Origin of the sequence: Cystobacter fuscus DSM 2262 (genome assembly GCF_000335475.2) — a bacterium.
GTDB lineage: Bacteria > Myxococcota > Myxococcia > Myxococcales > Myxococcaceae > Cystobacter > Cystobacter fuscus.
Genome location: NZ_ANAH02000020.1, coordinates 45,043 through 70,581 on the forward strand (window position 1 = coordinate 45,043; position 25,539 = coordinate 70,581).

A 25,539-nucleotide genomic window follows, 5' to 3' on the forward strand; every position below is an offset into this window, starting at 1 on the left:
GTTCCACCGAGCCCTGCCAATGACACCTGCCCCCCAGGAGTTCCCCGGGGGGATGCAGGCCAGCGCCTAGAGGCCGGACACCTTGGCGGAGCTGGCCACCGCGTAGGCGAGGGTCAGCTCCTGCTGGGAGCGGGGTGGGGCGGCCAGCTCGAAGCGCAGGATGCCCTCCTCGCTCACCTTCGTGGGTGGGGGCCGCGTCTGCTCCTCGAGCAGCTTCACCTCGACCGCCTCCACCTCGGAGACGGGCATGCGCTCCTCGATGGCCACGCGCACGGGGCGCTCGCCGGTGTGCGAGAGGAAGAGCTTCACCAGATGGGTTCGCGTGCGTCGTCCCGTGAGCCGCTGGGTGTCGTATTTCACGTCCGCCTGGCGGACGATGCGCAGCGTGTCCTCGCTGCCGAAGCCCAGCGCGAGCCGCTCGCCCACGCCGGTGAACTTGAGCTGGGCGCGGCCCACGTAGCCGCTGGCGCGCACCAGCTCCACCGGGCCCGCCAGCAGCACGGCCGGGCCCCGGTTGTCGAAGCGCGCCACGCGGTGCACCAGGGGTGAGTGCTCCGGGTGTCCGACGAACTCGGACACCGCCGGCGCGGTGAACGCGAAGAGCGGCACCCGGTGGGGCGCTCCATTCGAGGGGAGGGTGACGCGGTGGCGCGCCGTGAGCGTCAGGGCCTCGCCGCCATCGTCCAGTCCCGGCAGCTCCTCCGTCTGGTGGGCCCCGCCTTCCCCCGTCTTCTGGATGACCTCCTCGCGCACGGCGACGTCCACCGTGTGCTTCTCCTGCTCGCTCTTGTCGCGCAGCCGCAGCCAGTCCTCCACCAGTCGGGGCGGTGCGGCCCCCAGGGTGGGCCGGGCCGTGGACAACAGCAGCTCCACGTCCTTCCACTCCTCCTCGGTGCGCTGCCACACCACGGCCTCGCACTCGAGCGTCACCGACTCGCCGCCCCCGGTGGAGGCGAGCGTGGCCCGGTAGGCGGGCCGCCACACCGCGCACGGCACCAGGTAGGTGAGCCTCAGGGACACGCTTCCTCCCGTGGGGTGCTCCACCTGGAGCTCCGCGGTGGTGACGAGCAGGGGCTCGGGTTGCTCGCCCTGGGCGAGCGCCGCCTGGGCCTCCACCAGCCGCTGCCGCGTCCGCTCCGCGTGTTGCCGCGCCTGACGCAGGGCCTCCTCGGCGGCGGTGGTGCTCGCGCGCACCGCCTCGAGCTGCTCGTGCCAGGACTCCGGCCGGGCCTCGCCAGCCCCGGCGAACTCGGCGATGGCGCGCAGCACGTCCTCGCGTGCCGCGTTCACCACCTCCACGCGGGACTGGAGCCGTTGCACGTCCACCTGGGCGCGCTTCCACTCCGCCTCCAGCGTGTCCACGCGGCGGCGGGGCTCCGTCTTGCCCTCGGGCGAGCCCTCGCGGGGTTTCTGCTTCCAGGCCCGGTGCAGGCGCGCCTGCGCCACACTGCCTCCGGTGAGCTGGGCCTGGAGCGAGCGGTCCACCGCGAGCGGGGAGAGGCCCTCCACGCGCACCAGTTGGGCGCCCGGGGACAGCACCACCTCCGCGTGGCGCTCCACCAGCGCCCGGTCCTCGAGCACGGTGACCTTGACGATGGGCAGATGAATGGGGGGATACATCATGTCCTCCGGTTGCCGCCCACGAGCACCTTGTTCGAGGGAATCCGCACGGTCCACGCGGCGCTGAGCGTCTGGGTCTCTCCGGGTTGCAGGGTGAGCCTCCAGGCCCGTTCGCCCTCCACGGGGGGCTCTCCCGGCGGCGGCACGCGCCTGCTCCACGGGGGCTTCACCTCGGATTCCTCCACCTTGATGTCCTTCTCCGAGGGGGGCACGGCCGGCACGCGCTCGAGTACCTCCACGGTGACGCGTTGGGAGGTGCGGTTGGCCAGCTCGACGCGCACGTGGTGCGAGAGGGTGCTGACGTTGTTGAACATGCCGCCGGACAGCTCATCGAAGCGCGTGTGGCGCGACACCTTGAGGGACTCCTCGACGCCCAGGCCGAGCCGCTGGGTGGCGCCCGGCACGAGCGTGGGCAGGGGAGACGTCATCAGGAACTCGTCCCCGAGCGTGACATCCACCGGGCCGGCGAGCAGCGCATGGGGCGTGCGGTTCTCCACCTTCACGGTGCGGAAGACCCGCGGCTCCACCGAGGGCACGCAGACGTACTCGGCGCTCAGGCCCACCGGGGCGGAGAACACCGGCACGGTGTGCCAGCGCCCATCCGAGGGCACCTCCACGCGCGCCTCCACGTCGAAGCGGTGATCGAAGTGGGGCGTGGACTGGTCGGGTGGCACGCACCAGGCCGGGGGCTCCTCCTGCTGGAGGGCCTCCGCCTCCTGCTCCGACGAGGCGATGAGCGCGAACACATCCACGTGCAGGTGCACGCCCAGCACCACGAGCTGCTCGCGCGGCAGGGCCTCGCGCTGGGGGTGCAACCGTCCCCGCGTCTCGGGCTCCTCCGCGGAGCCCAGCACGAGGCTCGCGTAGTCGAGCAGGTCCACCCCCAGCTCCAGTTCCCCTGGAGCCGGGGCGGGTGACGGCCGGCTGGCGGAGCGAGTCCGCTCCAGGGCCAACGGGACGGTATCCACCTCCTCCGCTTCCATCAGATCCATGGAAGGGGCCGGCTCGGCGGACAGCTCCAGCTCGGCCTCCTCGTCGGACTCCTCCTGGCGCCGCATGAGCGGGGCCATGGACTTCTTCTTGGCGGAAAAGGGGGCCGCGCCAGGCGCGGGTGCGGGAGGCGGTGGTGGCGCGGACATGGCGGGAGGCGGGGGCCCTCCTCCGCCCGGGCCTCCTCTGAAGGCGCCCCCCACCACGGGCAGCGACGACTGGGTGATGCGCTGAGGCGCCGGAGGCATGGCGAACTCGCGGACGCGGGTGCGCTCGGGAGCGGGTGGGGCGGGGGGCGGAGGACTCGGGGGCCGGGCGGCGTCGTAGCTGGCGAACAGCTCGTCGAGTCCCGGAGGTGGCTCCCTCCAGCCCGAGCGCGCCGGAGGAGGCTGACGCCGGCCGATGCGCAGGGCCTTCAACTCGGGCACCTCGGCGCGTCGCTCCAGGCGCGCGGTGGACAGGGACATGCGCACCTGACTCCAGTCCTCGCCGGTGCGCTGGAGGATGGAGGCGCGCATGCGCAGCGAGCCCCCATCGAGGGTGCGGGGCATTCGCAAGTCATACCCGGGCACCCAGCGGGCGCCGGGCACGGCGTACTCGAGCGCGAGCTGGACGTGGGTGTCCGCCTCCAACGCCGCCTCGGACAGCGTGAGGACGACGGCGCGGTGCAGTTGAGCGCGTTGACCCCGCGCCGCGGACGAGCCCTCTTCCAGCCGCCGCCGGCGCAGCTCCACCTCGGCGGCGGCGTCGCGCTGCTGGCGCTCCAGCTCGAGCTGCCGGGTGTGCAGGCTGGCCAGCTCCCGGTCGACGAAGTCCGCCAGCGCGAGCACGGAAGCGTGGGCGGGCGCACGGGGCGGCCGGGGTTCGTCCTTGGGGCGGGGCGGGAAGGAGGGCTTGAGGTTGCGCAGGGTGAGGACGTCGCGTTGCAGCCGCTCCAGCTCGGCCGAGACGGTGGCGAGCTTGTCCTGGGCTTCTTCCAGGGCGCGCTGGGTGGCGGGCAGGTCCTCCTCCGGGGGCAGCCGCACGTCGAGCACGGGCCGCACCTCGCGCACGCACAAGCCCGGGGGCCCCTGGAGGACGGCCGCCCGGAGCGAGCCGAGGCGCAGGCTCAGCGGCAGTCCCTCGATGCGCACCTGGCGTGGAGCGCTTCCCCGCTCGCACGGCACCGAGGCCAGGCGTGTGCAGAGCGCCCCCTCGGTATGGACGGTGACCGCATCCAACGTGGACGGTACGACGATCATCGAAGCCCCCTCGGCGGCTGCTCCACCGCGAGGGGGCAGGCTAGCGGCGCGCGCGCCGGAGCGCGAGTGTTACCGCTTCATCACCCCGAGCGCCTCCAGCCGGTGAAGCACCTGCTCGCGGTGGGGCGGCGGCGGGGGATTGGCCTCCAGGAAGGACTGGACGGTCTGGATTTCGTCGTACTGGTGGTGGAAGTCCGTGGTGGCGTGGAAGCTCCTGGCATCCACCACGATGGGGTACTTCAGGTGGTTGAGCGCTCCCGGGGGCAGGCGGGGCAGGCCGAAGCGGCCGATGAGCTGGCGCAGTACCGCGAGCGGCAGGGGCACCCCGATGCGCTGGGCCTCGCGGACGATGACGGACAGTGGCAGCGGCTGGGGCCCCGCCACGTTGAAGATGCCCCGGGGTCGCTTCTCCACCGTGTGCACGATGGCCGCTGCCACGTCGTCCTCGTGCATGAACTGGAAGAGCGGATCATACCCCGCCACGAGCGGCACGCGCCGGCCGCGCAGGAACGTGGCCAGCGTGCCCTGCGCCGAGGGCCCCAGCGTGTAGCACACGCGCAGCACCGACGTGGCCAGCTCCGGCGTGCGCCACAACGCCGTGGACGCGTAGAGATCCGCGGCCACCAGGTCCGCCAGCTCCGGGAACGAGGCCAGCTCCTTGGGGGGCTCGACCTCGGTGTGGTAGAGCGACGAGTCCGGGGCCGCCCCGTAGAAGGTATGGCGGCCCACGAAGACGGCGTGCTTCACGCCGTACGCCTGGCAGTGCTCGAACACCACGCGGGTGCCGCCCAGGTTGATGCGATGGCGCTCCTCGCCCTGCACGCGCAGCGACGTCACCGTGGCCATGTGCACCACGGCCTCGGGCCTCCGGGTGCGGAACAAGTCCTCCGCCGCCCGCTTGCGCAGGTCCTCCACGTGCACCTCGATGCCCTGGGGCGCGTCCGGCCAGGGCCTCGTGTCGATGCCCACCACCGTGTGCCCCCGCGCGTGCAGACCCACCGCCACGCGCCGCGCCACCGCTCCGGTGATGCCCAGGATGAGCACCCTCATGGCTTCACTCCCCCCTGCCAACGCTCGTGGCGACGCTTCTCGATGATGTCCGCGATGCGCGTCTTCACCCGCTCCACGTAGCCCTGGATGACCGAGTCCTCCTCGTTGCCCGTCCCCTCGAACACCAGGGGCTCGCCGTAGTGGATTTCCAGCGGCACCGGCAGGGGCAGTGGCAGCAGGTAGGGGGTGACGGGCACGTAGGGCATGCCGAGTGCCCGGCCCAGTCCGTAGAGGTTGGCCACCGTGGGGATGGCCGAGCCCCCTCCCAGGAAGCCGAAGGGGATGATGGGGGCGCGCGTCTTGAGCGCCAGGCGCATGAAGCCCGTGCCGAAGTCCACCAGATCATAGCGCTGGGGGTAGAGCTTCGCGGTGCCCCGCGCCCCCTCGGGGAACACGAGCAGCAGCCGCTCGTCCTCCAACAGGCGCTGCGCGTTTTCCGGCAGGCCGGTGAAGTGGCCGCAGCGGCTGGCCCACACCGACGCCAGGGGCATGGCGCCGATGAACTTCTCCGCCATGGCCTGGGCCAGCCTCGGGGGATTGGCCTCCAGGAAGCACGAGGTGACGATCATTGCCCCGTCCACCGCCACGCCCCCCGAGTGGTTGCCCACCAGCATGGCCCGGCCCCGGGCTGGCACGTGCTCGATTCCATGGCACCTCACCCGGAAGTAGTTCCGGTAGAAGAACGCCATCGCCTCGAAGACCACCCCCAGGTGCCACCGGGACACCCCGTAGGGATCCACCCCATAGGCGTTGAACGGCAACTCCAGTCGCCCCAGCCGCTCCTGCACCTCTTGTCGCCTCACGCCGTCAGTCCCTCCGAGGCCGACCATGGTGTCAGATTCCGGCGGGGCGGGGCACACCTCCCGCTGCCACGAGTCGCCCCATTTCAATGAAAATTGAATTTATTAGAATTAAAGGAATTCTTGGAGAGTCGTGTAAAAATTGTACAACTCGGCAATCCAAGGCTATCGGATCCTTCTTGTTTTTAGTGTACATTGATGTTTCTAGGACAGTCGTATGAGGATGGTTCCAATGAAAAGCACGGTCCGGTGGATGAGCATGTGGATGGCCCTGGTGGTGGCGGGGCTGTGCCTGGTTCCGGCGAGGGCCGCGGCGGTGGACGCCGATGCCGAGACCGGGGCGTGGGGGGGCATCAAGGTCGAGCGGCGCACCTTCCCCGTGCGCTTGTCCGACGGACACGTCTACAACCTCGTGGGCTACCTCTATTACCAGGGGAGCTTGAAGAACAAGCCGGTGCAGATCCTCGTGCACGGCATCACCTACAACCACAATTACTGGGATCTGCCGGAGGTCAACCGCCAGGACTACTCGTACGCGCGCTACATGGCGCGCCAGCACTACGCGGTGCTCGCGTTGGATCTGCTGGGCACCGGGGAGAGTGACAAGCCGGACGGGGACTTCCTGGATCTGTCGGAGTCGGCCAGCTCCCTGCACCAGGTGGTGCAGCGGCTCAAGGCGACCGCGGCGCGCAACACCTTCGAGACGATCCTCTACGTGGGGCACTCCAACGGAGCGCTCACCATCACCTACGCGCAGGCGTACTACCGGGACGCCCAGGCGGTGGTGCTCACCGGCTGGCTCAACACCTACCACCCGCTGCCCGTGGGGGACGATGTCTTCGGCCCGCTCCTGGCGCAGGGCCCCTACGTGCAGGTTCCCCCGGAGTTGCGCACCGCGCTCTTCTACTCTCCGCGCAACGCGGACCCGGCGGTCATCGCCCGCGACAACGCCGAGGCGGACTTCGTGCCGCGCGGACAGCTCGTGGACCTCTTCACCCTGCTGAAGAACCCGGAGCCCATCCCGGCCGAGAAGATCAACGTGCCGATCATGGTGCAGCTGGGCGAGTTCGACGCGGTGGCGCCCGCGGCCTATGCCGCTCAGGAGGCCCGGGCCTATCCCCGCTCGCCGTACGTGTTCGTGGACAAGGTCGACGACGTCGGCCACGCCGTCAACGGCCACCGCAACCGGCTGCGCAGCTGGGCGATGATCGCCCTGTGGCTGCGCCTGGTGGGCTGCTGAGCGCCTCGCGCTCCAAGCAGGACTTCAACGGGGCGCCGTGGCGCGCAGGTGCTCCAGGTAGAAGGCCACCACCACCAGCGAGTGGGTGATGCTCCCCTCGAGGATGAGCCGGGGGATGGCCTCGCGGGGGTGGAGCTCCACGCGGATGTCCTCGCCCGCGTCCGGGTGGCCCTCGTGGGCCTTCACGCAGTCGAGCGCCAGGTAGCTGTGGCACCGGTTGCCCTGGAGCGCGGGGTTGGGATGCACCGACCCGAGCGCGACCACCCGGCCCGCCACGTAGCCTGTCTCCTCCTCCAGCTCGCGCGCGGCGGCCAGGGCCGGGTCCTCCCCGGGATCCACGATGCCGCCGGGAACCTCCAGCGTCACCGCGGAGATGCCGAAGCGGTACTGGCGGATGAGCACGAGCTGGTCCTCGCGCGTCACCGCGATGACGTTCACCCAGTCCCCGCAGTCGATGCGCACCCGGGGGTGCTCCTGGCCGGTGCGGGGGTCCGCGACGATGTCCTCGCGGACGGTGAGGATGGTGTAGTCGTGCTCCAGGCCCCGGCGAAGGCGGGGCCACGGTGGAATCGGGCGCATGCGGCTAGTTCAGCAGCTCGGCGCGCGCGCGCAACTCCCGGACCGTCATCTCCAGCCGCTCCCGGTCCGGCGCGTCCGGGGACAGCTCCAGGCAGCGCTCCACGTCCTTGAGCGCCGCGCGGTAGGCCCCCAGGTTGGCCAGGAGCGCCGCGCGCGTGCGCAGCTCGCCCGGGTGGTTGGGGGCGAGCATCAACAGCAAGTCCACCACGGCGAGCCCCCGCTCATAGTCCGAGCGCTCCAGGTACACGCGCCGCAGGTTGGACAGCATCCGGTAGGCGATGAGCTCCACGGGCGCGGGCGACAGCATGGAGGGGTTGAAGCGCAACTGGGGCGCCACGCGCTCGAGCAACTGCTTACAACCTTCCTCGGTGAGGATCTCCCCCTCGTGGAAGGGGTCCACCACGAGCTTGTGGTCCCCCGCGCTGCACGCCACCAGGAAGTGGCCGGGAAAGGACACCCCGTAGAGCGGGATGCCCGCGCGCCGCGCCACCTCCAGGTAGAGCACCGAGAGCGAGATGGGCAGGCCCACCTTGCGCTCGAGCACCAGGTCCAGGAAGCTGTTTTCCGGCGAGTGGAAGTCGTCTTCGTTGCCGCGAAAGCCCTCGATGTCCGCCAGCACGTGCCGCAGCGCGGTGAGGCCGGCGAGCACCTCGCCGTGGCCCGCGTGCCGCTCCATCTCCAACTGCACCCGGGCGGCCAGCGCGTCCAGGGTGTGCAGGCACGCCGCGGCGTCCAGGTGGGGCTGGTTGAGCGTGGCGATGGCCAGCGCGGCGAGGTCCAGTCGCGGCGGATCGGCGGCGAGGGCGGACACGAGGCGTTCGCGGGCCAGGGGCGAGCTCAAGGTCGAGGTCGAGGTGATGCTCACGAGCTAAGCACTAACCCACGAGCGGGCAGACGGCAAAGGCAGGCAGGCAGTCACTGACCCGGAGGTTCGGGGGGCAACAACCGGCCCTTGATTTCGGCGTAGAGCGCCATCTGCGCCGAGATGAGGCCCGAGAGCAGGCCATCCTCGAACTCGAAGGTCGGGTGTTCCTTGAGTTTCGGGAAATCGTGGGGGTTGCGCAGCTCCTCGGGGGTGATGTTGGGGACGACCTCGCGGGCCAGGCGCAGCACCTTGGCGCGTTGCTGGGCCAGCATCTGCTCGAAGAGCTTGCTGGCGATGTCCAGCATCTCCCGTCCGCTCTCTTCCGTCATGGTGCCTGTCTCCTTGGGGCGATGGGGCGCCGTCGCTCACGCAACACAACGGAATCCCGGGGCCGACGCAAGGGCGTCGCCATCGTGTGGCCTGATTGGCCGCCTGCCCGGGGGCCAACGGACGGGGGGCCCGGGCGAAGTGGCCCCGTGGAGGATCCATCCCCAGGTTGAGAGTCAGCCCCGGCCAAGAAGACATCCGGGCGGAAAGACAGAGGACACGATGGCATTTGGACAGGGGGAGAACCCGGCGAGCTCCATCACGCCCCACCTGGATTCCGTGGACTACCCCGCCCTGCGCGAGCATCTCGTGGAAGCGGCGGAGGACAACGGTGCGAACGTGGACATCATCAACGTCTTCAAGTCGTTGCCCCGCGAGGAGTACCTGTCTCGGGAGGAAGTGATGCGCGATCTGGCGGAGGCGGCGCGGCGCTTCGCCAACGGAGGCCTGCGCGACGACGACGGCGTGGATCGTGACCGGCGCAACATCGGGAGGGATCTGGTGGAGCGCGCCTCGGACGACACCTCCCGTCACCCGTAATCGGCGGCTGCTTTCGGCACACCACCTGCCCGTGGGCGCGGGGGCTCTTGCCTCCCGCGTTCACGGGCTTCTCGTTGGGGCGCCCCCGCCGGGCCGACGAGCCGAAACAACAGGAAAAATCTTGAATTCCCGTCTATCTAGGAAGGGGTTCCCTCTCGCGCGTCGTGGGGGGGCGAACGCTCGGGAGATAGGCGAATGATGGGAACGTGGCGAAGTCAGAAGCGAGGGGACGGGGTGTCCCCTGGTGTGTCGACCTCCGGTTCCGGGAGGTTCAGCGGCCTGGCGCTGGTGGTGGCGTGCGCGGTGCTGTGTCCCGGAGCAGCCGGGGCCCAGGTGGGCAGGACGCTGGTGACGCCTTCTCCCTCGCCGGCGGCGCAGAAGGTCTACGGGCTCCTCGTGGACCTGGAGAACGGGGCGCGCGCGGGCAACCGCCGCACGATCATCGGCCAGCACTGCGAGGCGCAGAAGGAAATCCACCAGGAAGGCAGCTACGCGGGGGCGTACTACGACAAGGTCACCCAGCTGTCTGGCGGCAAGCGGCCCGCGTTCGTCGAGTTCGACCTGGGGCCGGGCTGGTACCAGTCCGCGTTCACCGAGGACGCCACGGCCTGGCGGGCCACCTTCAACGGGGTTGGTTTCCTCAAGGATCGTTGGACCTATGGCGATGGCCTCGTGGGAATGGGTTTCCATCAGCCCTATCCGGGCAGTCCGGTGAAGAGCTTCGAGAACACCATCGTCGAGACGGCCACCAATGCCTCCGGCCAGCGGGTGAACCTGGATGACGCGTGGTTCAAGCGGGTCGTCGACTGGCAGAACAATACGGCCGAATACCAGACGCTGCTGAGGGATTTGTCTTGGGCCGCCAATCGCTTGCAGCCGTTGAAGGACGCGGGCGTCCCGGTGCTCTTCCGGCCCTACCATGAGATGAACAAGCGCTCGGGCCGCTTCTGGTGGGCCAACCGCGATCCCGCGCTCTACAAGCAACTGTGGAGCATCATCTTCAACTACATGACGAAGACGCGGGGGTTCAACAATCTCATCTGGGTCTGGTCCCCCTATGCCTGGGATGGGACGTACGGGGGCGATCCCTGGAACTACTACCCCACCGAGGGCGCGGACATCGTCGCGGTCGACATCTACAGCGGCAATCCCTACCTGCCGGGGCGGTACTACACGGATCTCGCCGGCTACAACAAGCCGCGCATGCTGGCGGAGAACGACAAGATGCCGGTGCGCTGGGACAAGAACGTCTCGGAGATCGACGCCCGCCCCTGGGTCATCTACTCCATCTGGGGGGATACGGTGATTCGGGACGTCAGCGGTTCCGGAGCGGCGAATGCCTGGAACGTCGAGAACAACTACCAGGCCATCAAGAACACCTACGCCTATGAGAAGATCCTGACGGGCGGACAACTGCCGCCCACCGGCACGGCCAATTACAACTGGTGGTCCGTGCACTGAGACGGGGAGGGGGCCGAGTGTCCGGGATGTTGACTCGCCTCGTCGACCTGGCGTTTGCTTGGAGGGCTGGCTCTGACACGCCAGACCGCCGGGACTGCCCGGCAAGTGGGGGGGGAGAATGCTGAGGGCACGTGCGTCCGTGGTCGGGGGGTGGACTCATCCTGGTGGTCGCGTCGGGCTGCCCTCATGCCTATGGCATCGAGGGCTCCATCGACCGGGCCGTGCTCAAGGACTTGATTGAAAACGCGAGTCGTGCGGGGTGCCCCAAAGAGGAGCTTCAGGACCTATGCGGTGACGAGTTTGTCGACTGTATGGCGAACTGCCAGATGCGGATGAGAAGGAACGCCCGTCCATGAGCTGGCGCGCGGCTGCTGCTCTGGTGCTGGGTCTGCTGTTTCCTCTTCCCCTGCTCTGGTCGCTGGGGATGTTGCCTGTCCGTGGACTTCATTCATCTCCCTTCAAGGAGTCGTTGAGGGTTGTCCCCCGGCTTTCTGCTGAGGAGCTCAAGCAGTTGCCCACGGCGGGTCGTGCCTGCCGGGGTGATGCTGACTGCGATGCTTCGCTCGTTTGCCTGCGGGGACTTCCGATGATTCAGCCGATCTGTGCCGCGAGCAGGTGTGTGGCGGACCTGGACTGCCAGGCGGGGTTTGCCTGCCGTGCGGTGCAGGTGGGCGAGCGAGTGGTTCGTGTCTGTGGTGCCATGGGGACGCAGAAGGAAGGCGAATGGTGTTTGAAGGTTCCCTTCGACCAGGATTCCGCGTGCGCTCCTGGCCTTGTCTGCGCGGCCTTCCGGTGTGGTCGCCGCTGCCAGCGTCAAGACCCCCAAAGTTGTTCTCCGGGCTTCGCCTGCCTCGACGTGGATGCGGAGGGCCCGGTCTGCCTGACCAGTTGTGACGGGATGTCATGTCCCGAGGGGCAGCGGTGCGTCCAACGATCCAAGGGAGGCTCGCTCTGCGTGCAGGTGCATGGCCGGGACTGTCAGCACGACGAACTCTGTTCGGAGCCCCAGGTTTGTGATGTCTTCCTGGGGGGACGTTCTCGCCCGAAGGAGGCCTGGATGGAGTGTGTTCTTCCCTGTGCCGAGGACGGTCCGTCCTGCCCGGCAGGCATGGCTTGTTACGCCAAACGTTGTCGTCAGCTCTGCTCCAAGCAGAACGAGGCCCGCGTCTGCGCCTCGGGTGAAAGCTGTCACGTCGAGCCGGGCACGACGTCGGGCGTCTGCCAGTTGGACTTCTGAGCAAGGCCCCGTGGGAGGCACCGATGCGCTCGCGGGCGGCGGTGCTTTCTGCCAGCTTGCGCGGACATCATGCGGACCCTCTCCTCCTTCCTCCTGCTCCTCCTCGCGGGCCCGGTCACCGCGTGCCACCGCGACATCCCCTCTTTGAACCCCCCTCCCGCCGCGGCGCCTCCCCTGCGGCCCCTGTTCCTGCCCCCCGACGACTCGCTCCTCACGGAGACGGTGCGCACGTCCCTGCGGCACGGGAGCGCTCCGGACGCGCGGGAAGCGGAGATGACCACCGTCTCGAGCTTCTCCGCCGAGCAGGATTCCTGGGTCCTCACCCAGCGCGTGACGCGCTCGCGCTACCTCCAGCAGGGCCAGCCGGTGGAGTCGTTGGTGGACACCGTGCTCCAGCGCGCCGTGCTGCGTCTGCGGCTCGCGGCGGATGGCACCTACGTGCGGCTCGTGGAGCCCGAGGCCGTGCTGGCCGCCATCCGCGAGGTGGCACCCAAGGGTCTGGATGTCACGCCACTCGAGCGCTTCTTCGCCCCGGACGCGCTCGAGGCGCGCACGCGCGGGGAGTGGGAGGTGAAGTACGGCGGCATCTACGGGCGGGCCTGGGTTCCGGGTCAGCGCGGCTACGTGCTGGGCACGCTGCCCGTGGGCGGACGCGAGGTGACATACCTGCTGGAGCGCACCTTCACCGGCACGCGGCTCACCGAACAGGGCGATGCCCTGGTGTTCTCGTTGCGCTGCCTCGCCCAGCCGGGGGAGGCGTCGCCCCAGGCCGTGCGCGACACGCTGCGCCTCGCGGGCGACCCCCAGCTGACACCCGGCGTGGAGTGCGACGGAGAACAGTTGCTCGGCAAGGGACGCTTCCTCCCGGTGCGGCGCGGGTTCACCCTCAGGGCGTCGTTGGACGGAGAGACCTGGACATGGGCGACGCAGTCGACGCTGGAGTCGGTGCGGGCGTCCGAGGAGGAGCAGCGGTGAGCTACGAACAGAACCTCGTCGAGGACGAAGAGGGCATCCGCGCGCTGGTGCGGGGCGCCAGGCGCGTGGCGGTGCTGGGCATCAAGACGGAGCAGCACTCGGGGCAGCCCGCCTTCTATGTGCCCGAGTACCTCGCCCAGGCGGGCGTGGACGTGGTGCCCGTGCCCGTCTACTACCCGGAGGTGACGCACATCCTCGAGCGGCCGGTGTTCCGCAGGCTCGTGGACATTCCGGGTGACATCGATCTGGTGGACGTGTTCCGCCGTCCACAGGACATCGACCAGCACGTGGACGACATCCTCGCCAAGAAGCCCAAGGCGGTGTGGTTCCAGTCGGGCATCCGCAACGACGCGGCGGCGCGGCGGCTGGCCGAGGCGGGCATCCAGGTGGTCCAGGACCGTTGTCTCATGGTGGACCACCGGCGCTACGCGCGCTGAGCGCGGCCGCCTCAGGACTCCTCGAAGGGGACGGGCGGCCGGGCGAAGGCTCGCTCGGCGCTCAGCCTCGCCTGGTGCAGCGCATCGAAGCCGCGCTCCATCTGCGTGGGGGACACGGGCGGCAGGTTGGACACCATCACGTAGACGGGAAAGCCCCGCTCCTTGAGCAGGGCGAGCTGCAACTGGAAGTGGTCGCGCCGCAGCGCCGCCGAGCCCGCCGCGATGCCCTGCGCGTACGCCATGGGCCCGCCCAGCATCTTGCGCGTGCGGCTCGGCAGGTAGTGCACGAGGATGGCGTCCAGCTCCTTGCCGAAGGCGCTCTCGCGCAGTGACAGCGCGGGCGCCTTGTCCACCAGGCCCCCGTCCCAGTACAGGTCGCGCCCCACCCGCACCGCGCGGAACAGGCCCGGGTAGGCGCACGTCGCGTGCACCCGCGGCGCCAGCTCCCCCGAGGTGAACGCCTCGTGCGTGCCCTGCGTGAGGTTGGCGCTCGTGAGCAGCAGCGGATGCGGCAGCTCCTCGAAGGTGCGCACCGGCAGCGTGCGCTCCAGCAGCTTGCGGAAGCGTTCTCCCTTGAGCAGGCCCGTGGCCCCATGGCCCTCGCGCGGCAGGGCATTGAACACCGCGCCAATCGGATCCGGATCCCAGAACGACTCGCGCGTCTGCTGCAGCACCAGCTCCTCGATGGCGCCCTCGCTCAGCCCCGCCGCCGCGTACGCCGCAATCAGCCCCCCCGAGCTCGTTCCCGCGTACGCCGCCGGCCTCAGCCCCGTGGCCGCCAGCCCCTTGAGGAAACCCGCGTGTCCGAAGAAGCCAAAGTAGCCCGCGGAAAGAACGAGCCCGAATCGTTTGCCCTGGAGGGTTTGTTGAAGAGTGTGAGCGGCCATGGTCCTTGTCTCTAGACCACCGTTCCCCACATGGCAACGCGGTGCGGTGTCCGGGCAGGTGGCTCCTCGGGGCAATTCCTCATCGACGTATGTTGATATATCGATGATTGGATGTCCAGAACCGGGTTCCGAGTTCTCCCGGGAGGGCCGCGACGGCGACCCGCCTCACTTCCTCGCGGGTGGGGCGGAACCGCTGGAGCGAGTCTTCGCGAATTGCGAGATGTCATTGGTTGACGGGGCTCCCTGGGGCCAGGAGGGCTCCGCCGCGCGGATGGCGGGGCGGAGCGAGAAATACAAGACACACGGATAATTCCTGAAGACACACGCCGTGGTGCCAGCCGCACGAGAGAGGACCAGGGTCCGCGCCGGGTGGCTGCGTTCACGATTGCGTGACATGTGAGGATTTCCAGACTGTCCCAATCCGGCGAGGTGGGTGTGGTTCCGGGGCGGCTCCCGGCGCGAGCGCGGTGGCTCCGGCCATGCGATGCGCCCCTCGGTCCGTCCTCGTCTGGAGGGGTTCTCCTCATTTGGACCAATTCCGTCCAATTCATCGGGACCGATTCCGTCTTGTTTTTGGAATGGAATACTGGTTTTACGCGAAATCCGTCGAACACCCGACGAGGGAGTCCATCTCCTGTTGCGCCGAGTGTGGATGCGCGCGCACCTTGGTGACGTGGCCGGTGCAGGGTGATGCTTTTTTTGGAGAAATGATTGATAAGTGACACGCTCGTTCCGGGTTCCACCGGCGTGCTCCTCATCCAGGTTCGAGGAAATGTCTGCCAGGTCCCTTCTCCCTCAAGGAGTTGACGGCGCTATGAGAAGAATCCGGGATGTCGCGATGGAGTTGGTCCCCTCGCAGAGTATCCGCGTGGTCGAGGGGGGAATTCAGGAACTCCTGTTCAAGGAGCTTCAATCCCTGCTTTCCAAGACAGGCCATGGGGGAGGATTGATGAGCCCCTCCATCTACGATTCGGCCCAGGTATTGCGAATCCTTTCACCCGCGGAGAGTGCTTCTTCTCCCGTGGTGGACTGGCTGCTGTCACAACAGCAGGCGGATGGGGGCTGGGGGGAGCCGGTCAAGCCGATGCATCGGGACATCCCCACGATGTCCGCCCTCCTCGCGTTGCGCCGCTTTCCCCAGCACCCGCGCACGCACGAGGCCTGTGAGGCGGGGGTGCGTTTCCTGCGCGCCCAGGGGCCGCACTGGGCCACGCTGCATCCGGAGGAGCTGCCGGTGGCCGCGGAGATCCTCGTGCCCGCGTTGTTGAATCAGCTCGGGTTGGACGAGGCGGCGCTGCCGCGCGCGCCCTACGCGCAGCTGATGGCGCTGGGGGAGCGCAAGCGGAAGATCATCGCGAAGCTGCCCGTGACGCCCGGCGTGCCGTGGTTGCACGTCTGGGAGACCTGGGGCCAGGAGCCCACGGCGAACCTGATCGATGGGGCGGGGAGCGTGGGGCACAGCCCGTCCGCGACGGCGGCGTGGGTGAAGGCCGCCTCGGGCCGGACGGAGCTGACGCCGTTCGTCGATCGGGCCCGGGAGTACCTGCGCGAGAGCGGGCTGTCGACCGCGTCGTCCACTCCCGGACTCGTGCCGGTGGGCGGGCCGCACAACTATTTCGAGCAGTCCTTCGTCCTCTATGCCCTGCTCATGGGCGGGGTGCTGCAGGAGCCGCGTCTGGCGCCCTACGTGAACTCCGTGCTGGGGGATTTGACCCGGGCGCTCGGGCCGAACGGACTCGGCATGAGCGACCACTTCCTCCAGGATGGTGACGACACGAGCGCGGTGGTGGCCGTCATGCACGCCATGGGGCTGGCGGTGGACCCGGCGGTGCTCTACCGCTTCAAGCGGGAAGACCATTTCATCGCCTACCCGGGGGAGATGCACTCCTCGCCGACGCTGACGGCCCGTTGCCTCCATGCCCTGATGTTGCTGGGCCAGGACAACGACGAGCTGGCCCCCTTCCAGCGCTACCTGCTCGAGCGCCAGGAGCCCAGTGGCCGCTGGTCCTTCGACAAGTGGAGCCGCTCGTGGCTGTACACGACGTTCCACTCGGTGGTCGGCCTCGTCGGCTCGCCGCACGTGGACGCGGTGCGCCGCGCGCTGGATGCGGTGCTCTCGGCGCAGCTGCCGGACGGGGGCTGGAGCTCCGATGGCCGCTCGAACATGACGGAGACCTCCTACGCCGTGCTGATGCTCGGCTTCCTGGAGCGGCATGGGATGCACCACCCCGGCATCGCCCCGGCGTTGGACCGGGCCTCGCGCTGGATGCTGCAGAACTACACCCCCGGCGCCCCGGCCGAGGGCAAGGTGAAGTGCTGGATCTCCAAGGAGCTCTACCGCATGGAGCGCGTGGACTCGGCCTTCGAGCTGTGCGCCCTGCTGATGATGCAGCGGCGCCTGTCCCAGTAGCCGGGCGCGAGCGGCGGGGCCGGGCGGGAGTCGTCCGCCCGGACCCGCGGTACCGGGGTGAAGCGCGTCGGGCGCGCCACGCCCCCGAGGACGTCTCTCAGGGCACGGGGACGAAGCGGTAGAGGGCGCTCTCGATGTCGGACGTCAGGTAGATGGTTCCCGAGCCGCCCACCGCGACTCCCGTGGGGATGTAGCCCGGCGGCATGCCCACGCTCTCGGGCAGACCGATGCGCAGGCCGCTCGCGAGCACGGTCAGTCGGCCCGTGGTCGGCTCGATGCGCACCAGTCGCTTGCGGCCCACCTCGGCGACGATCAGCCCACCGTCCGGATGCCGGGCAATGCCCTCGGGGGCCTTGAGGCCCTTGGCCACCGTGCGCCTGGCGCCATCCGACAGGCGCACCCGGGTGACCTTTCCCGAGCGCACCTCGGTGACGTACACCCCTGGCTCCTCCGCCTCCGTGTCGGCCGCGAGGCCCACGGGCCCCTCCAGGCCCTCGGCGAGCACCGTGGTCCCCGCGGGCTCGGAGGTGTCCACGCGCACGAGCCTGCCCGTAGTGGACTCGGCGAGGAGCAGCGTGCCATCGGCGAGCTCGAGCGCGGCCTGGACGCCATTCGCGTTGGGAATCGTCCGCAGCAGCTCTCCCGTGGCCCGATCCAGCACCTGCACGCTGCTGTGCTCCCCCAGGTAGGCCGTGCTCAGCACCACATGCTTCGCGCCCAGGCTCACGTTCATGGGGAAGTTGAGCCGCGAGGAGAGGACCCGGGTCGTCTGGGTGATCTTCCCGTCGCGTCCGCCCACCCGGCGCAGGGCATACACATCCGCCACGTACAGCTGCTCCTGCGGATCATCCGGCGCGACGGCGAGGCCGGAGGGTACGGCCAGACGTGACTCGACCAGGAGCCGGACGGAACCATCGGCGGGATTGACCACGCGGATGTCGTTGTCGACCATGTTGGACACGTACACCAGGTCATCCGGGCCCACGGCCAGGTTGTCGAGCCCGGTGGGCAGCTTCGCGACGACCTCCTTGGCGCCCGTGGGCAGCCGGACGCGCACCAGCTCGCCCCGCGCCGAGTCGACCACGTAGAGGTTCTCGCGGCGCGCGTCGAAATTGACGGCGACCGGCATCGCGAAGCCCTCCGCCACGGTCTCGATGCTGCCCGTGTCCACGTCCACCCGGGCAATCTGCCCCTTGAGCAGGATCGGGCCGTAGAGCTTGTCGTCCGGGCCGAACTCGAAGCCGTTGAGGAAGCCGGGTTTGGAGATGGCCAGCCGAGGCGGCTTCTTCCCGCTCGGGTCCACCTCCCATAGCGCATCGCCCCGGCCAAGCTGGGTGACGTAGAACCTGCCATCGCGGCGGAAGGCCAGCGAGTTGAGGCCCGGCAGATCCCTGGCGATGACGCGCGTCTTTCCATCCGGAGTGCGCTTCATCAACTCGCCGGTGAAAAAGCCCGTCCAGTAGATCGAGCCGTCCGGACCCAGGGCCACGTCATCCGCGCCGCCCAGCGGCGGCCCCACCACGGTGCTCACCGCGCCCGTGCCCAGGTCGACGGAGTGGACCGTCCGGCCGAGCAGGTTGCTGGCCAGCAGGTGCCCCTTGCCATCGACGGCGAGCCCGTGGACGCCCTGGAAGTGGGAGCCGGCCACCACCACTTCCTGGCGGTAGGCCTTGGGCGGGGCGGCCAGGACCTGACCACCCGCCATCAACAGACAGGCGGCCAGGGACTTGGAGAGGAATTGGGACATGGAGGCACTCATGGGTTGGAAGACACCTCGCCGCGCGTGAGCTCCAGGCCCGCGAGTTGCTCGCCCTGGCGCCACGTGCGCAGCACGTCGATGAACGCGAGCGTGTCACCCCCGAAGGAGGCGTAGCGCATCGCGTTCGGGCCCATCTTGACCCCCTCGTTGTTGTAGTAGCCGGGCGTGCATTCAGCACCGCCGAAGGAGGCGCTCGCCGCGAGCCGGCCGAGGATCGTCTCCCACCACTGCTGCTGCGCCTGCTCCGAGGGCTCGATCACCTCGATGCCCCGCTTGACGCACCGCTCGATGATGTAGGCGGCGTGCTGCGACTGCTCGTCGAGGATGTGCACGAAGTTGATCGCCCAGCCGCTCTGGGTCGTGGTGAACATCATCAGGTTGGGATAACCCCGGCTGTGCATGCCATGCAGCGTCGCCGGACCATCGGCCCAGCTGTCTCGCAGGGATCTGCCGCCGCGCCCGCGGATGTCGAAGCCCAGCATCCGGGTGTAATCCAGCGAGACCTCGAAGCCCGAGGCGTAGATGAGGCAGTCGACCTCGTACTCCTTGCCCTTCACCACCACGCCGGTGGGAGTGAGCCGCTCCACGCCCTTGCCCTCGGTGTCGACGAGCTGGACGTTGGGCCGGTTGAACGTGTCCAGGTATTCGTCGTGGAAGCAGGGCCGCTTGCACATCTGGTTGTAGTAGGGCTTGAGCGCCTCGGCCGTCACCGGATCCTTGACGATGGCGTCCACCCGCGCGCGGATCTCCTCCATCTTGCGGAAGTCCGTGAGCTGGCGGAACTCGGCGGCCTCCTCGGGGGTCCGGGCCTGCTGGGTGGCGGTGCCCTGGAAGATGTAGGTCCACCCGTCCTGGACCATGTCGGCATCCATCTTCTGGCCGGAGACGATCGCGGAGAAGTTGCGGATGCGCTCCTGTTGCCAGCCGGGCTTGAGTGTCTTCACCCAGGCCTCGTCCGTCGGCTGGTTGTTGCGTGCGCCAACGCCCGAGGGCGTGCGCTGGAAGACATACAACTGTTTGGCCGCGGCCCCCAGCTGGGGGATGGCCTGGACCGAGGTCGCGCCCGTGCCGATGATGCCCACGCGCTTGTCCGCCAGCCGGGTCATGCTGCTCGTGGGGCCGCCGCCGGTATAGGCATGGTCCCAGCGGCTGGTGTGGAAGCAGTGGCCCTTGAAGGTCTCGATGCCCGGGATGCCGGGCAGCTTCGCCTTGTGGAGGATGCCGCCGGCGATGATCACGAACCGCGCCGCGAGCTTGTCGCCCCGGCTGGTCGTGATGTTCCAGCGCCGGGCGTCCTCGTCCCAGTCCATCGTCTGCACCAGGGTCTGGAACAGCGCCGCCTTGTAGAGATCGAAGTGCCGGCCAATGCGCTGGCAGTGGGCGAAGATCTCCGGCGCCTTGGCGTACTTCTCCTTGGGCATGTAGCCGGTCTCTTCGAGCAGCGGCAGGTAGATATAGGACTCCACGTCGCAGGCGGCGCCCGGATAGCGGTTCCAATACCAGGTGCCGCCGAAGTCACCGCCCTTCTCCACGATGCGGAAGGAATCCACCCCCGCCTGACGCAGCCGCGCCCCCGCCAGCATGCCGCCAAAGCCACCCCCGACAATCAAGACGTCTATCTTCTCGGTCAGCGCCGGACGGGTGAAGCCGGGCTCGACATAGGGATCCTTGTCGAAGTCCGCGAAGACGCCTTTCAGGGGGATGTACTGGGTATTGCCGTCGGGGCGCAGCCGCTTCTCGCGCTCGAGCCGGTACTTCTCCCTCAGTGCCTCCGGAGAGAAAGAGACCTCACCCTTCTTCGTCGCAGTCATCCGCACACGTCCTTTCGGCTCGACAGCCGCTCTCGATGTAATCGGCTGTTTACATCGCTGGACATAACGCAACCCCTGTCGTAAGTAAACAGCCGTGTACACATCCCGACCGAGCGACCCCAAGACGTCGACACGTCAGCGAGACGCCGAGCGCACGCGTGCCGCCCTCATCTCCGCCGCGCAGACGCTGTTCTCCACGCGGGGCTTCGCCAACACCGGAGTGCGGGAGGTGGCGGAGCTGGCCGGGGTGAACTCCTCGCTCGTCAACCGCTACTTCGGCTCGAAGCAGGGGCTGTACCGGGAGACGTTGGAGCAGGTGCTCGACATCATCCCGATGCTTCAGGGAGACAGGCGCCGCTTCGGCGAGAACGTGGTGTCCATCTTCCTCGGCGTGCAGGATGCCCCGGGCCCGCTGATGATGCTGATCCTCTCGGCGGCCGATCCCGAGGCGCACGCGACGAGTGTCGAGCTGCTCCACAAGAAGGCGATCGAGCCCCTGGCTCGCTGGCTGGGCCCCCCGGATGCCGAGGGGCGCGCGGCGCGGCTCAACATCCTCTGGAGCGGCTTTCTCATGAGCTGGCGGCTGCTGCCCCTCCCACAGCTCGCCGAGGTGCGCCACTCCTCCACCCGCCGCTGGCTGGAGGCCGCGATCCAGGCGATCGTCGACGAAGGCGAGAGCTGATCCCCCGCTGTCATCCCCGGCACACGATTTCCTGGCCCAGGCGAGCCCAGTTCATTAGGGTTCTCCAAAACTGGTACATCCGTACCATTTCGAGGGATGTCATGGCCTGGTTCGTTCTGATGGTCTCGGGGGTGCTGGAGAGTGGGTGGGCGCTCGCGCTCAAGAAGTCCGAGGGCTTCACCCAGCCGGTGCCCAGCGTGGTGTTCCTGGTGTTGGCGGCGATGAGCTTCGGGGGTCTGGCCTGGGCGATGAAGTCCCTGCCGGCGGGACCCTCCTACGCCGTGTGGACGGGCATCGGTGCGGCGCTGACCGCCGTGCTCGGCATCCTCCTGTTCGGCGAGTCGGTGTCCGGGGTGAAGCTCGCCTCCATCGGGTTCATCGTCATCGGTGTCATCGGACTCGCCCTGTCCGGGGGCGGCCACTGATGTCCCCCCCGGGCCCACGGGGGACGAGCCAGGAGCGGGGGCGGCAGCGGAGGGCGCGGCTCATCGAGGGCGTCACGCACGTGCTGCGCACGGGGGGCCTGCAGGCCGTGAGTGCCCGCTCCGTCGCGGACGCGGCCGAGGTGCCGCTCGCCGCCGTCACCTATTACTTCTCCTCCCTGGAGGAGCTGATCGCCGAGACCCTCGCGGAGATGCTGCGCCAGTGGGTGGAGCAGGTCCGCGGCACCACGCGGCTCGCTCGGGCCCACCCGGAGAAGGCGGACCTGGCCCGGTGGGTGACCCAGGCGATGCTCCCGCCCGGAGGTACCGGCGCCATCCAGGCCCACTACGAGCTGCTGGTGGCCTGCGGGCGCCGGGCGGCCTTCTCGGCGGTGCTTGCCCGGGGACGCGCGGACCTCGACGAGGCGCTGGCGGAACTCATCGTGGCCGCTCTGCCCGGCGGTACACGCCCCCCCAGTCCCCAACTGGTGCTCGCCGTCCTGGATGGCGCGGTGGTGAGCGCGCTCAGTGAAGGCACGCCCGTCGACACCACGGTCCAGGCCCGCCTGGACGAACTGCTGCGGGCATAGAGCGCGGGAGGCCACCTCCAGCTCCGAGGATGCGGCGGCGCCAGTCGCCGGGCGCGAGCTCAGAGCCCCGGACGCGGGTCGTGTCCGGCTTCGACCAGCCGCGTGGCCACGGCCCAGACGCTCTGGACGAAGCCCTGGAGCAGGGGGCGCAGGGGCTCGTCTCCGAGCGAGGCCACCACCGCGTCGAGTTCCCGGCGGGTCCGGGCGGAGTCGTCCACCCAGACCTGCTTCAGCCGGGTGTCGAGCTCCTCCCGGGGCAGGCGCGTGGCGTCGATGTCGGTGAGGCGTTGGCGGTGCTCGGCCGCGTAACCCATCACCCCCGAGTTGATGGGCTCGGAGGGATCGAACCGGACGTCCTGGGCCAGGCGCAGCAGGCGCGCCACGCCCCCGAGGAAGTCCGAGCCCTCGCGCAGCACCCCGAGCAGCTTCTCCAGATCCCTCGGGGTGAGCGCGCGGGCGAAGGGCAGGCCTCCCACCAGGGCGACGGAGGACGCACCCGTCTCGGCGTAGCGCTCCAGGTACTCGTGCACGCCCTGCCCGAAGTCGGTGCCCCGCGCGCTCAACGCGTCCTGGTCGTCCCCGAGCACGGCCAGCCGCCCGGGTCTGTCCTCCGGGGCGGCGCGCATCACCTGGATGAGGAGGGCGAGCCGCGCCTGCTGGTTGTTCTGCCGCCAGACGCGCTCCGACCACAGCTCCAACCAGTCCTGGACGAGCGCCGCGGGAACACCCCGGGCGCCGAGGGCGTCCTGGCCCAGCACGGTGATGGCGCCCAGCAGGGCCCGGCACACGTCGAGCAGGGCGCACGAGGGGGAGTGGAGCGCGGCCTGGAGCGGCCCGAGCGCGGCGCGGGCGGGCTCGGGGCGGGTCATCTCCTGCAACTGCTCCGTCACCGTGTCCAGGGCCCGCCGGGTCAGTGCCTCGCCCTGTCCGAGCTCCTCGTAGAGCCAGTCGATGGCGGAGTAGTCCGTGCCCACGGCCCGGTAATAGTTGGGCTCCACCTGGAAGGTCCTGCCGAGGAAGACCTCGGAGAAGCGGTCCCCGGACTGGTAGTAGGCCTCGCTTCGAGAACGGGTGCGCACGTGGTGCCGGGCGCGCTCCAGGAGCTTCAACGCGGCGGAGGTGGTCTCGGGGGACTCGGCCATGTGGCGTCGGGTCTACCAGCCGGGGGGAGCGGGAGCAATCGCCAGGGAACGTGGTAGGCAAGCGGCATGTTGACGCGCACGCTCGATATCGATGGTCCCGTTCACTTCATGGACTTCGGCGGCTCCGGGCCGACCCTGGTGCTCGTGCATGGACTGGGAGGCTCGCACCACAACTGGATGCACGTGGGCCCGAAGCTGGCGCGGCACGCGCGGGTGGTGGCCGTGGACCTGGCGGGCTTTGGTCTGACGCCCCTGGCGGGCCGCTCGGCGGCGCTCCCGGCCAATCAGGTGCTGTTGGACCGCTTCATCCAGAAGGTGTCTCCGTCCGCGCCCGTCATCCTGGTGGGCAACTCCATGGGCGGCGCCATCTCGGTGCTGCAGACGGCCCGCAATCCCGGGCGCGTCTCCGGCCTCGTGCTGGTGGCTCCCGCGCAACCCCGGGCGGAGGACTCGCGAATGGAGCGCAACGTCCTCTTCCTGTTCCTCCTCTACTCGATTCCTGGCGTGGGCGAGTTCTTCGTGCGGCGGCGCGCGGCGCGCATGAGTCCGGAGGAGCTGGCCCGCGAACAGCTCGCGCTGTGCTGCCGCGACCTGGACCGCTTCCCCGAGGAGCTGGTGCGCGCGCATCTGGAGTTCGCCCGCGAGCGCCACGCGCGGATGCCCTGGTCCCACGAGGCCTTCCTCCAGGCGGCGCGCTCGCTCGTGGGCTTGTTGCTGCGCAAGTCGCGCTTCCGCGAGCTGGAGCGGAGCATCCGTGTGCCCACCCTGCTCGTGCAGGGCTCGGATGATCAGATGGTGCCAGTGGCCAACTCGCGCGAGCTGGCCAGCGTCCGACCGGATTGGACCTACGTGGAGTACCCCGACGTCGGACACACCCCGATGATGGAGCGTCCCGAGCTGTTCCTCGAGACGATGGAGCGTTGGTTCGAGGGGCCGGGCCGCGTGGCCCTGGACGCGGCGACATGAGCGCGTCGGCCGCCCGCCGTGCCCTCGCGCTGCTGCCCACCCACGCCACCACGGGCATCGGAAGCCTGCCGTACACCCAGCTCGAGTCGGGTCTGCGGACCGCGTTCGCGTTGGACATCCCCTTCCTGCCCCAGCTTCCGGTGGGCAGACCCGCGGAGTTCATGATTCCCCAGGCGCTCGAGGGGCTGCCGGGCCTGGGGTTCGACGAGGCGGGGCGGTGCACCGTGGACCTCGCGGCATGGTCCGCGGGACGCGAGGCCTTCGAGGCGCGGCTGGAGGCGGCGTTGTCCTCGGGCGCGCTGGAGTCCTTCGAGCCCTCGCCGGAGGCATGCCTCGCCTGGCGTCCCTTCCTGGGGGAGGTGGAGCGCCGCGCACTCGCCTTCGCCAAGGCGCAGCTCGCCGGTCCCTTCACGGTGAGCCTGGCGACGCGCACGAGCGAAGGCAGGGGGGCGTTGGAGGAGCCAGGGCTGGACACGGCGATCTTCCGGCTGACGCGGGCGCGCGCGCGGGCGATGGTGAAGGCCCTGCGGCGCGCGGGGACGACGCCCCTCTTCTTCCTGGACGAGCCGGGGTGGGCTGCCTTCTCGCGCGCCGATCCCTGGCACCAGCGGGCCTCGCATGAGCTGCGGTTGCTGGTGGAGGCGCTTCAGCGCGAGGGCGCGCTGGTGGGGGTGCACTGCTGCGGCAACACGGACTGGGCGAGCCTGCTGGACGCGGGGCTGGACGTGTTGTCGTTGGACGTACGGTTGTCGCTGGACGCGGTGCTGGAGGAGACGGGCCCCCTGGCGCGCTTCCTGGACTCGGGGGCGACGCTGAGCCTGGGCATCATCCCCACGGATCTCGCGTCCACCTACGACGTGGGGGAGCTGGTGGACGCGGTCGAGGTGTCACTCGAGGCGGCGCTGCCTCCGGGCCATTCGCTCGAGCAGATGGGCGGCCAGATGTTGCTGACACCCGCGTGCGGCCTGGCCCTGCGCACCGAGTTGGACGCCGAACGCGTCCTCGAACAGCTCGCGGAGGCGCGGCGCCGGCTCCTGGACGCGAGGGCGGCCCGGCCTTCACCGGTCCGCCCCTCGCTCGTGAGCTGAACCTCAGCGTCCGAGCTGCAGCTCGCGCTCGGCCTGGATCCAGTCCTCGTCATGGTGGCCGTGCTCTCCGCCGCGCGCGAGGAACAGCTCGTAGGCCCGGCGGGAGATCTGCTCCGTGCTGGGGCGGCGGTTCGAAGCGGGAGCGGCCTGCACCGCGGCGGGAGCGGCCTGCACCGCGGCGGGAGCGGCCTGCACCGCGGCGGGAGCGGCCTGCACCGCGACGGTCTCCTTCTTGGCGGGAGCAGCCTGCACCGCGGGGGCCACGTTCGTGATGGGCGTCGCGGCGGGGGGCGGGGCCTCCGGCTTCTTGGAGGACGACTTGTTGGAGTTGTTCGTCTTGGCCTGTGCGCGTGCCATGGGAATCCTCGGGTAGAAAAAACGGCTGCCGACAGCATTGGCAGCTCTTCGTGCTCGGAACAT

Annotated in this window: 23 protein-coding genes; 11 read left to right on the forward strand and 12 right to left on the reverse strand. The window is 69.4% G+C overall.

What is annotated here, in order from left to right; genetic code table 11:
- Positions 1 to 66: 66 nt before the first annotated feature.
- From D187_RS29605 to D187_RS29620, 4 genes are all read right to left on the reverse strand, one after another.
- Positions 67 to 1,620: a DUF4139 domain-containing protein gene (locus tag D187_RS29605; RefSeq protein ID WP_043432020.1), complete on the reverse strand. Its 1,554-nt coding sequence runs from the start codon at positions 1,618 to 1,620 to the stop codon at positions 67 to 69.
- A complete protein-coding gene (locus D187_RS29610; RefSeq protein ID WP_002643422.1) occupies positions 1,620 to 3,851 on the reverse strand; it encodes a DUF4139 domain-containing protein in 2,232 nt (743 codons plus the stop codon). The genes D187_RS29605 and D187_RS29610 overlap by 1 nt, the downstream gene beginning before the upstream one ends.
- Positions 3,852 to 3,920: 69 nt before the next feature.
- Positions 3,921 to 4,901 (reverse strand): SDR family oxidoreductase, encoded by a 981-nt coding sequence (locus tag D187_RS29615; protein WP_002643423.1) that lies wholly within the window; start codon positions 4,899 to 4,901, stop codon positions 3,921 to 3,923.
- Positions 4,898 to 5,704, reverse strand: a complete 807-nt coding sequence (locus D187_RS29620; RefSeq protein ID WP_020918365.1) for a 1-acyl-sn-glycerol-3-phosphate acyltransferase — start codon at positions 5,702 to 5,704, stop codon at positions 4,898 to 4,900. Before D187_RS29620 ends, D187_RS29615 begins: the two co-directional genes overlap by 4 nt.
- A 229-nt stretch (positions 5,705 to 5,933) precedes the next feature.
- On the opposite strand from D187_RS29620, the gene D187_RS29625 reads away from it, so the two are divergent.
- Positions 5,934 to 6,941 (forward strand): alpha/beta hydrolase, encoded by a 1,008-nt coding sequence (locus D187_RS29625; RefSeq protein WP_002643425.1) that lies wholly within the window; start codon positions 5,934 to 5,936, stop codon positions 6,939 to 6,941.
- A 24-nt stretch (positions 6,942 to 6,965) separates the two neighbouring features.
- Here D187_RS29625 and D187_RS29630 read toward each other — a convergent pair whose 3' ends face one another.
- From D187_RS29630 to D187_RS29640, 3 genes are all read right to left on the reverse strand, one after another.
- Positions 6,966 to 7,520 carry an NUDIX hydrolase gene (locus D187_RS29630; protein ID WP_002643426.1) on the reverse strand — a complete coding sequence of 185 codons (555 nt, stop codon included), beginning with the start codon at positions 7,518 to 7,520 and terminating at the stop codon, positions 6,966 to 6,968.
- Between the two features lie 4 nt (positions 7,521 to 7,524).
- Positions 7,525 to 8,349 (reverse strand): SirB1 family protein, encoded by an 825-nt coding sequence (locus D187_RS29635; RefSeq protein WP_043432082.1) that lies wholly within the window; start codon positions 8,347 to 8,349, stop codon positions 7,525 to 7,527.
- An 86-nt stretch (positions 8,350 to 8,435) separates the two neighbouring features.
- Positions 8,436 to 8,714 (reverse strand): hypothetical protein, encoded by a 279-nt coding sequence (locus D187_RS29640; RefSeq protein WP_002643428.1) that lies wholly within the window; start codon positions 8,712 to 8,714, stop codon positions 8,436 to 8,438.
- A gap of 220 nt (positions 8,715 to 8,934) precedes the next feature.
- Here D187_RS29640 and D187_RS29645 point away from each other — a divergent pair, with 220 nt between their 5' ends.
- The 4 genes from D187_RS29645 to D187_RS29660 all read left to right on the forward strand — a co-directional run bounded on the left by D187_RS29645 (position 8,935) and on the right by D187_RS29660 (position 13,362).
- A complete protein-coding gene (locus D187_RS29645) occupies positions 8,935 to 9,252 on the forward strand; it encodes a DUF2795 domain-containing protein (RefSeq protein ID WP_002643429.1) in 318 nt (105 codons plus the stop codon).
- A 246-nt stretch (positions 9,253 to 9,498) separates the two neighbouring features.
- Complete coding sequence (locus D187_RS29650; protein WP_043432023.1) at positions 9,499 to 10,713, forward strand: glycosyl hydrolase; 1,215 nt, start codon at positions 9,499 to 9,501, stop codon at positions 10,711 to 10,713.
- Between the two features lie 1,306 nt (positions 10,714 to 12,019).
- Entirely contained in the window at positions 12,020 to 12,925 is a 906-nt protein-coding gene (locus D187_RS29655) for a hypothetical protein (RefSeq protein WP_002643431.1), read from the forward strand.
- Positions 12,922 to 13,362, forward strand: a complete 441-nt coding sequence (locus D187_RS29660) for a CoA-binding protein (protein WP_002643432.1) — start codon at positions 12,922 to 12,924, stop codon at positions 13,360 to 13,362. The genes D187_RS29655 and D187_RS29660 overlap by 4 nt, the downstream gene beginning before the upstream one ends.
- A gap of 11 nt (positions 13,363 to 13,373) precedes the next feature.
- Here the strand turns inward: D187_RS29660 and D187_RS29665 are convergent, their stop codons facing one another.
- Entirely contained in the window at positions 13,374 to 14,249 is an 876-nt protein-coding gene (locus D187_RS29665) for a patatin-like phospholipase family protein (protein ID WP_002643433.1), read from the reverse strand.
- Between the two features lie 949 nt (positions 14,250 to 15,198).
- Here D187_RS29665 and D187_RS29670 point away from each other — a divergent pair.
- Positions 15,199 to 16,659 (forward strand): prenyltransferase/squalene oxidase repeat-containing protein, encoded by a 1,461-nt coding sequence (locus D187_RS29670; protein ID WP_162159712.1) that lies wholly within the window; start codon positions 15,199 to 15,201, stop codon positions 16,657 to 16,659.
- Between the two features lie 97 nt (positions 16,660 to 16,756).
- On the opposite strand, the gene D187_RS29675 is transcribed toward D187_RS29670, so the two are convergent.
- Together D187_RS29675 and D187_RS29680 are read right to left on the reverse strand one after the other, a co-directional pair.
- The gene (locus D187_RS29675; RefSeq protein ID WP_043432032.1) at positions 16,757 to 18,406 is read right to left on the reverse strand and encodes an NHL repeat-containing protein; all 1,650 of its coding nucleotides are present in this window, start codon (positions 18,404 to 18,406) and stop codon (positions 16,757 to 16,759) included.
- An 8-nt stretch (positions 18,407 to 18,414) separates the two neighbouring features.
- Complete coding sequence (locus D187_RS29680; protein ID WP_002643436.1) at positions 18,415 to 20,229, reverse strand: flavin-containing monooxygenase; 1,815 nt, start codon at positions 20,227 to 20,229, stop codon at positions 18,415 to 18,417.
- Positions 20,230 to 20,323: 94 nt separating this feature from the next.
- Between D187_RS29680 and D187_RS29685 the strand changes: the two genes are divergently transcribed.
- The 3 genes from D187_RS29685 to D187_RS29695 all read left to right on the forward strand — a co-directional run bounded on the left by D187_RS29685 (position 20,324) and on the right by D187_RS29695 (position 21,923).
- Positions 20,324 to 20,911, forward strand: coding sequence for a TetR/AcrR family transcriptional regulator (locus D187_RS29685; protein WP_020918370.1), 588 nt, complete (start codon positions 20,324 to 20,326; stop codon positions 20,909 to 20,911).
- A 101-nt stretch (positions 20,912 to 21,012) separates the two neighbouring features.
- Entirely contained in the window at positions 21,013 to 21,336 is a 324-nt protein-coding gene (locus D187_RS29690; RefSeq protein ID WP_002624922.1) for a DMT family transporter, read from the forward strand.
- Positions 21,336 to 21,923, forward strand: a complete 588-nt coding sequence (locus D187_RS29695) for a TetR/AcrR family transcriptional regulator (RefSeq protein ID WP_002624921.1) — start codon at positions 21,336 to 21,338, stop codon at positions 21,921 to 21,923. Before D187_RS29690 ends, D187_RS29695 begins: the two co-directional genes overlap by 1 nt.
- Positions 21,924 to 21,982: 59 nt before the next feature.
- Here D187_RS29695 and D187_RS29700 read toward each other — a convergent pair whose 3' ends face one another.
- Positions 21,983 to 23,065 (reverse strand): hypothetical protein, encoded by a 1,083-nt coding sequence (locus D187_RS29700; RefSeq protein WP_002624920.1) that lies wholly within the window; start codon positions 23,063 to 23,065, stop codon positions 21,983 to 21,985.
- A gap of 66 nt (positions 23,066 to 23,131) precedes the next feature.
- Here D187_RS29700 and D187_RS29705 point away from each other — a divergent pair, with 66 nt between their 5' ends.
- Both D187_RS29705 and D187_RS29710 read left to right on the forward strand, forming a co-directional pair.
- Complete coding sequence (locus D187_RS29705) at positions 23,132 to 24,031, forward strand: alpha/beta fold hydrolase (protein ID WP_002624919.1); 900 nt, start codon at positions 23,132 to 23,134, stop codon at positions 24,029 to 24,031.
- Positions 24,028 to 25,119: a uroporphyrinogen decarboxylase/cobalamine-independent methonine synthase family protein gene (locus D187_RS29710; protein ID WP_002624918.1), complete on the forward strand. Its 1,092-nt coding sequence runs from the start codon at positions 24,028 to 24,030 to the stop codon at positions 25,117 to 25,119. The genes D187_RS29705 and D187_RS29710 overlap by 4 nt, the downstream gene beginning before the upstream one ends.
- Positions 25,120 to 25,122: 3 nt before the next feature.
- Here the strand turns inward: D187_RS29710 and D187_RS57200 are convergent, their stop codons facing one another.
- Complete coding sequence (locus D187_RS57200) at positions 25,123 to 25,476, reverse strand: DUF2934 domain-containing protein (protein WP_002624917.1); 354 nt, start codon at positions 25,474 to 25,476, stop codon at positions 25,123 to 25,125.
- Between the last annotated feature and the right edge of the window lie 63 nt (positions 25,477 to 25,539).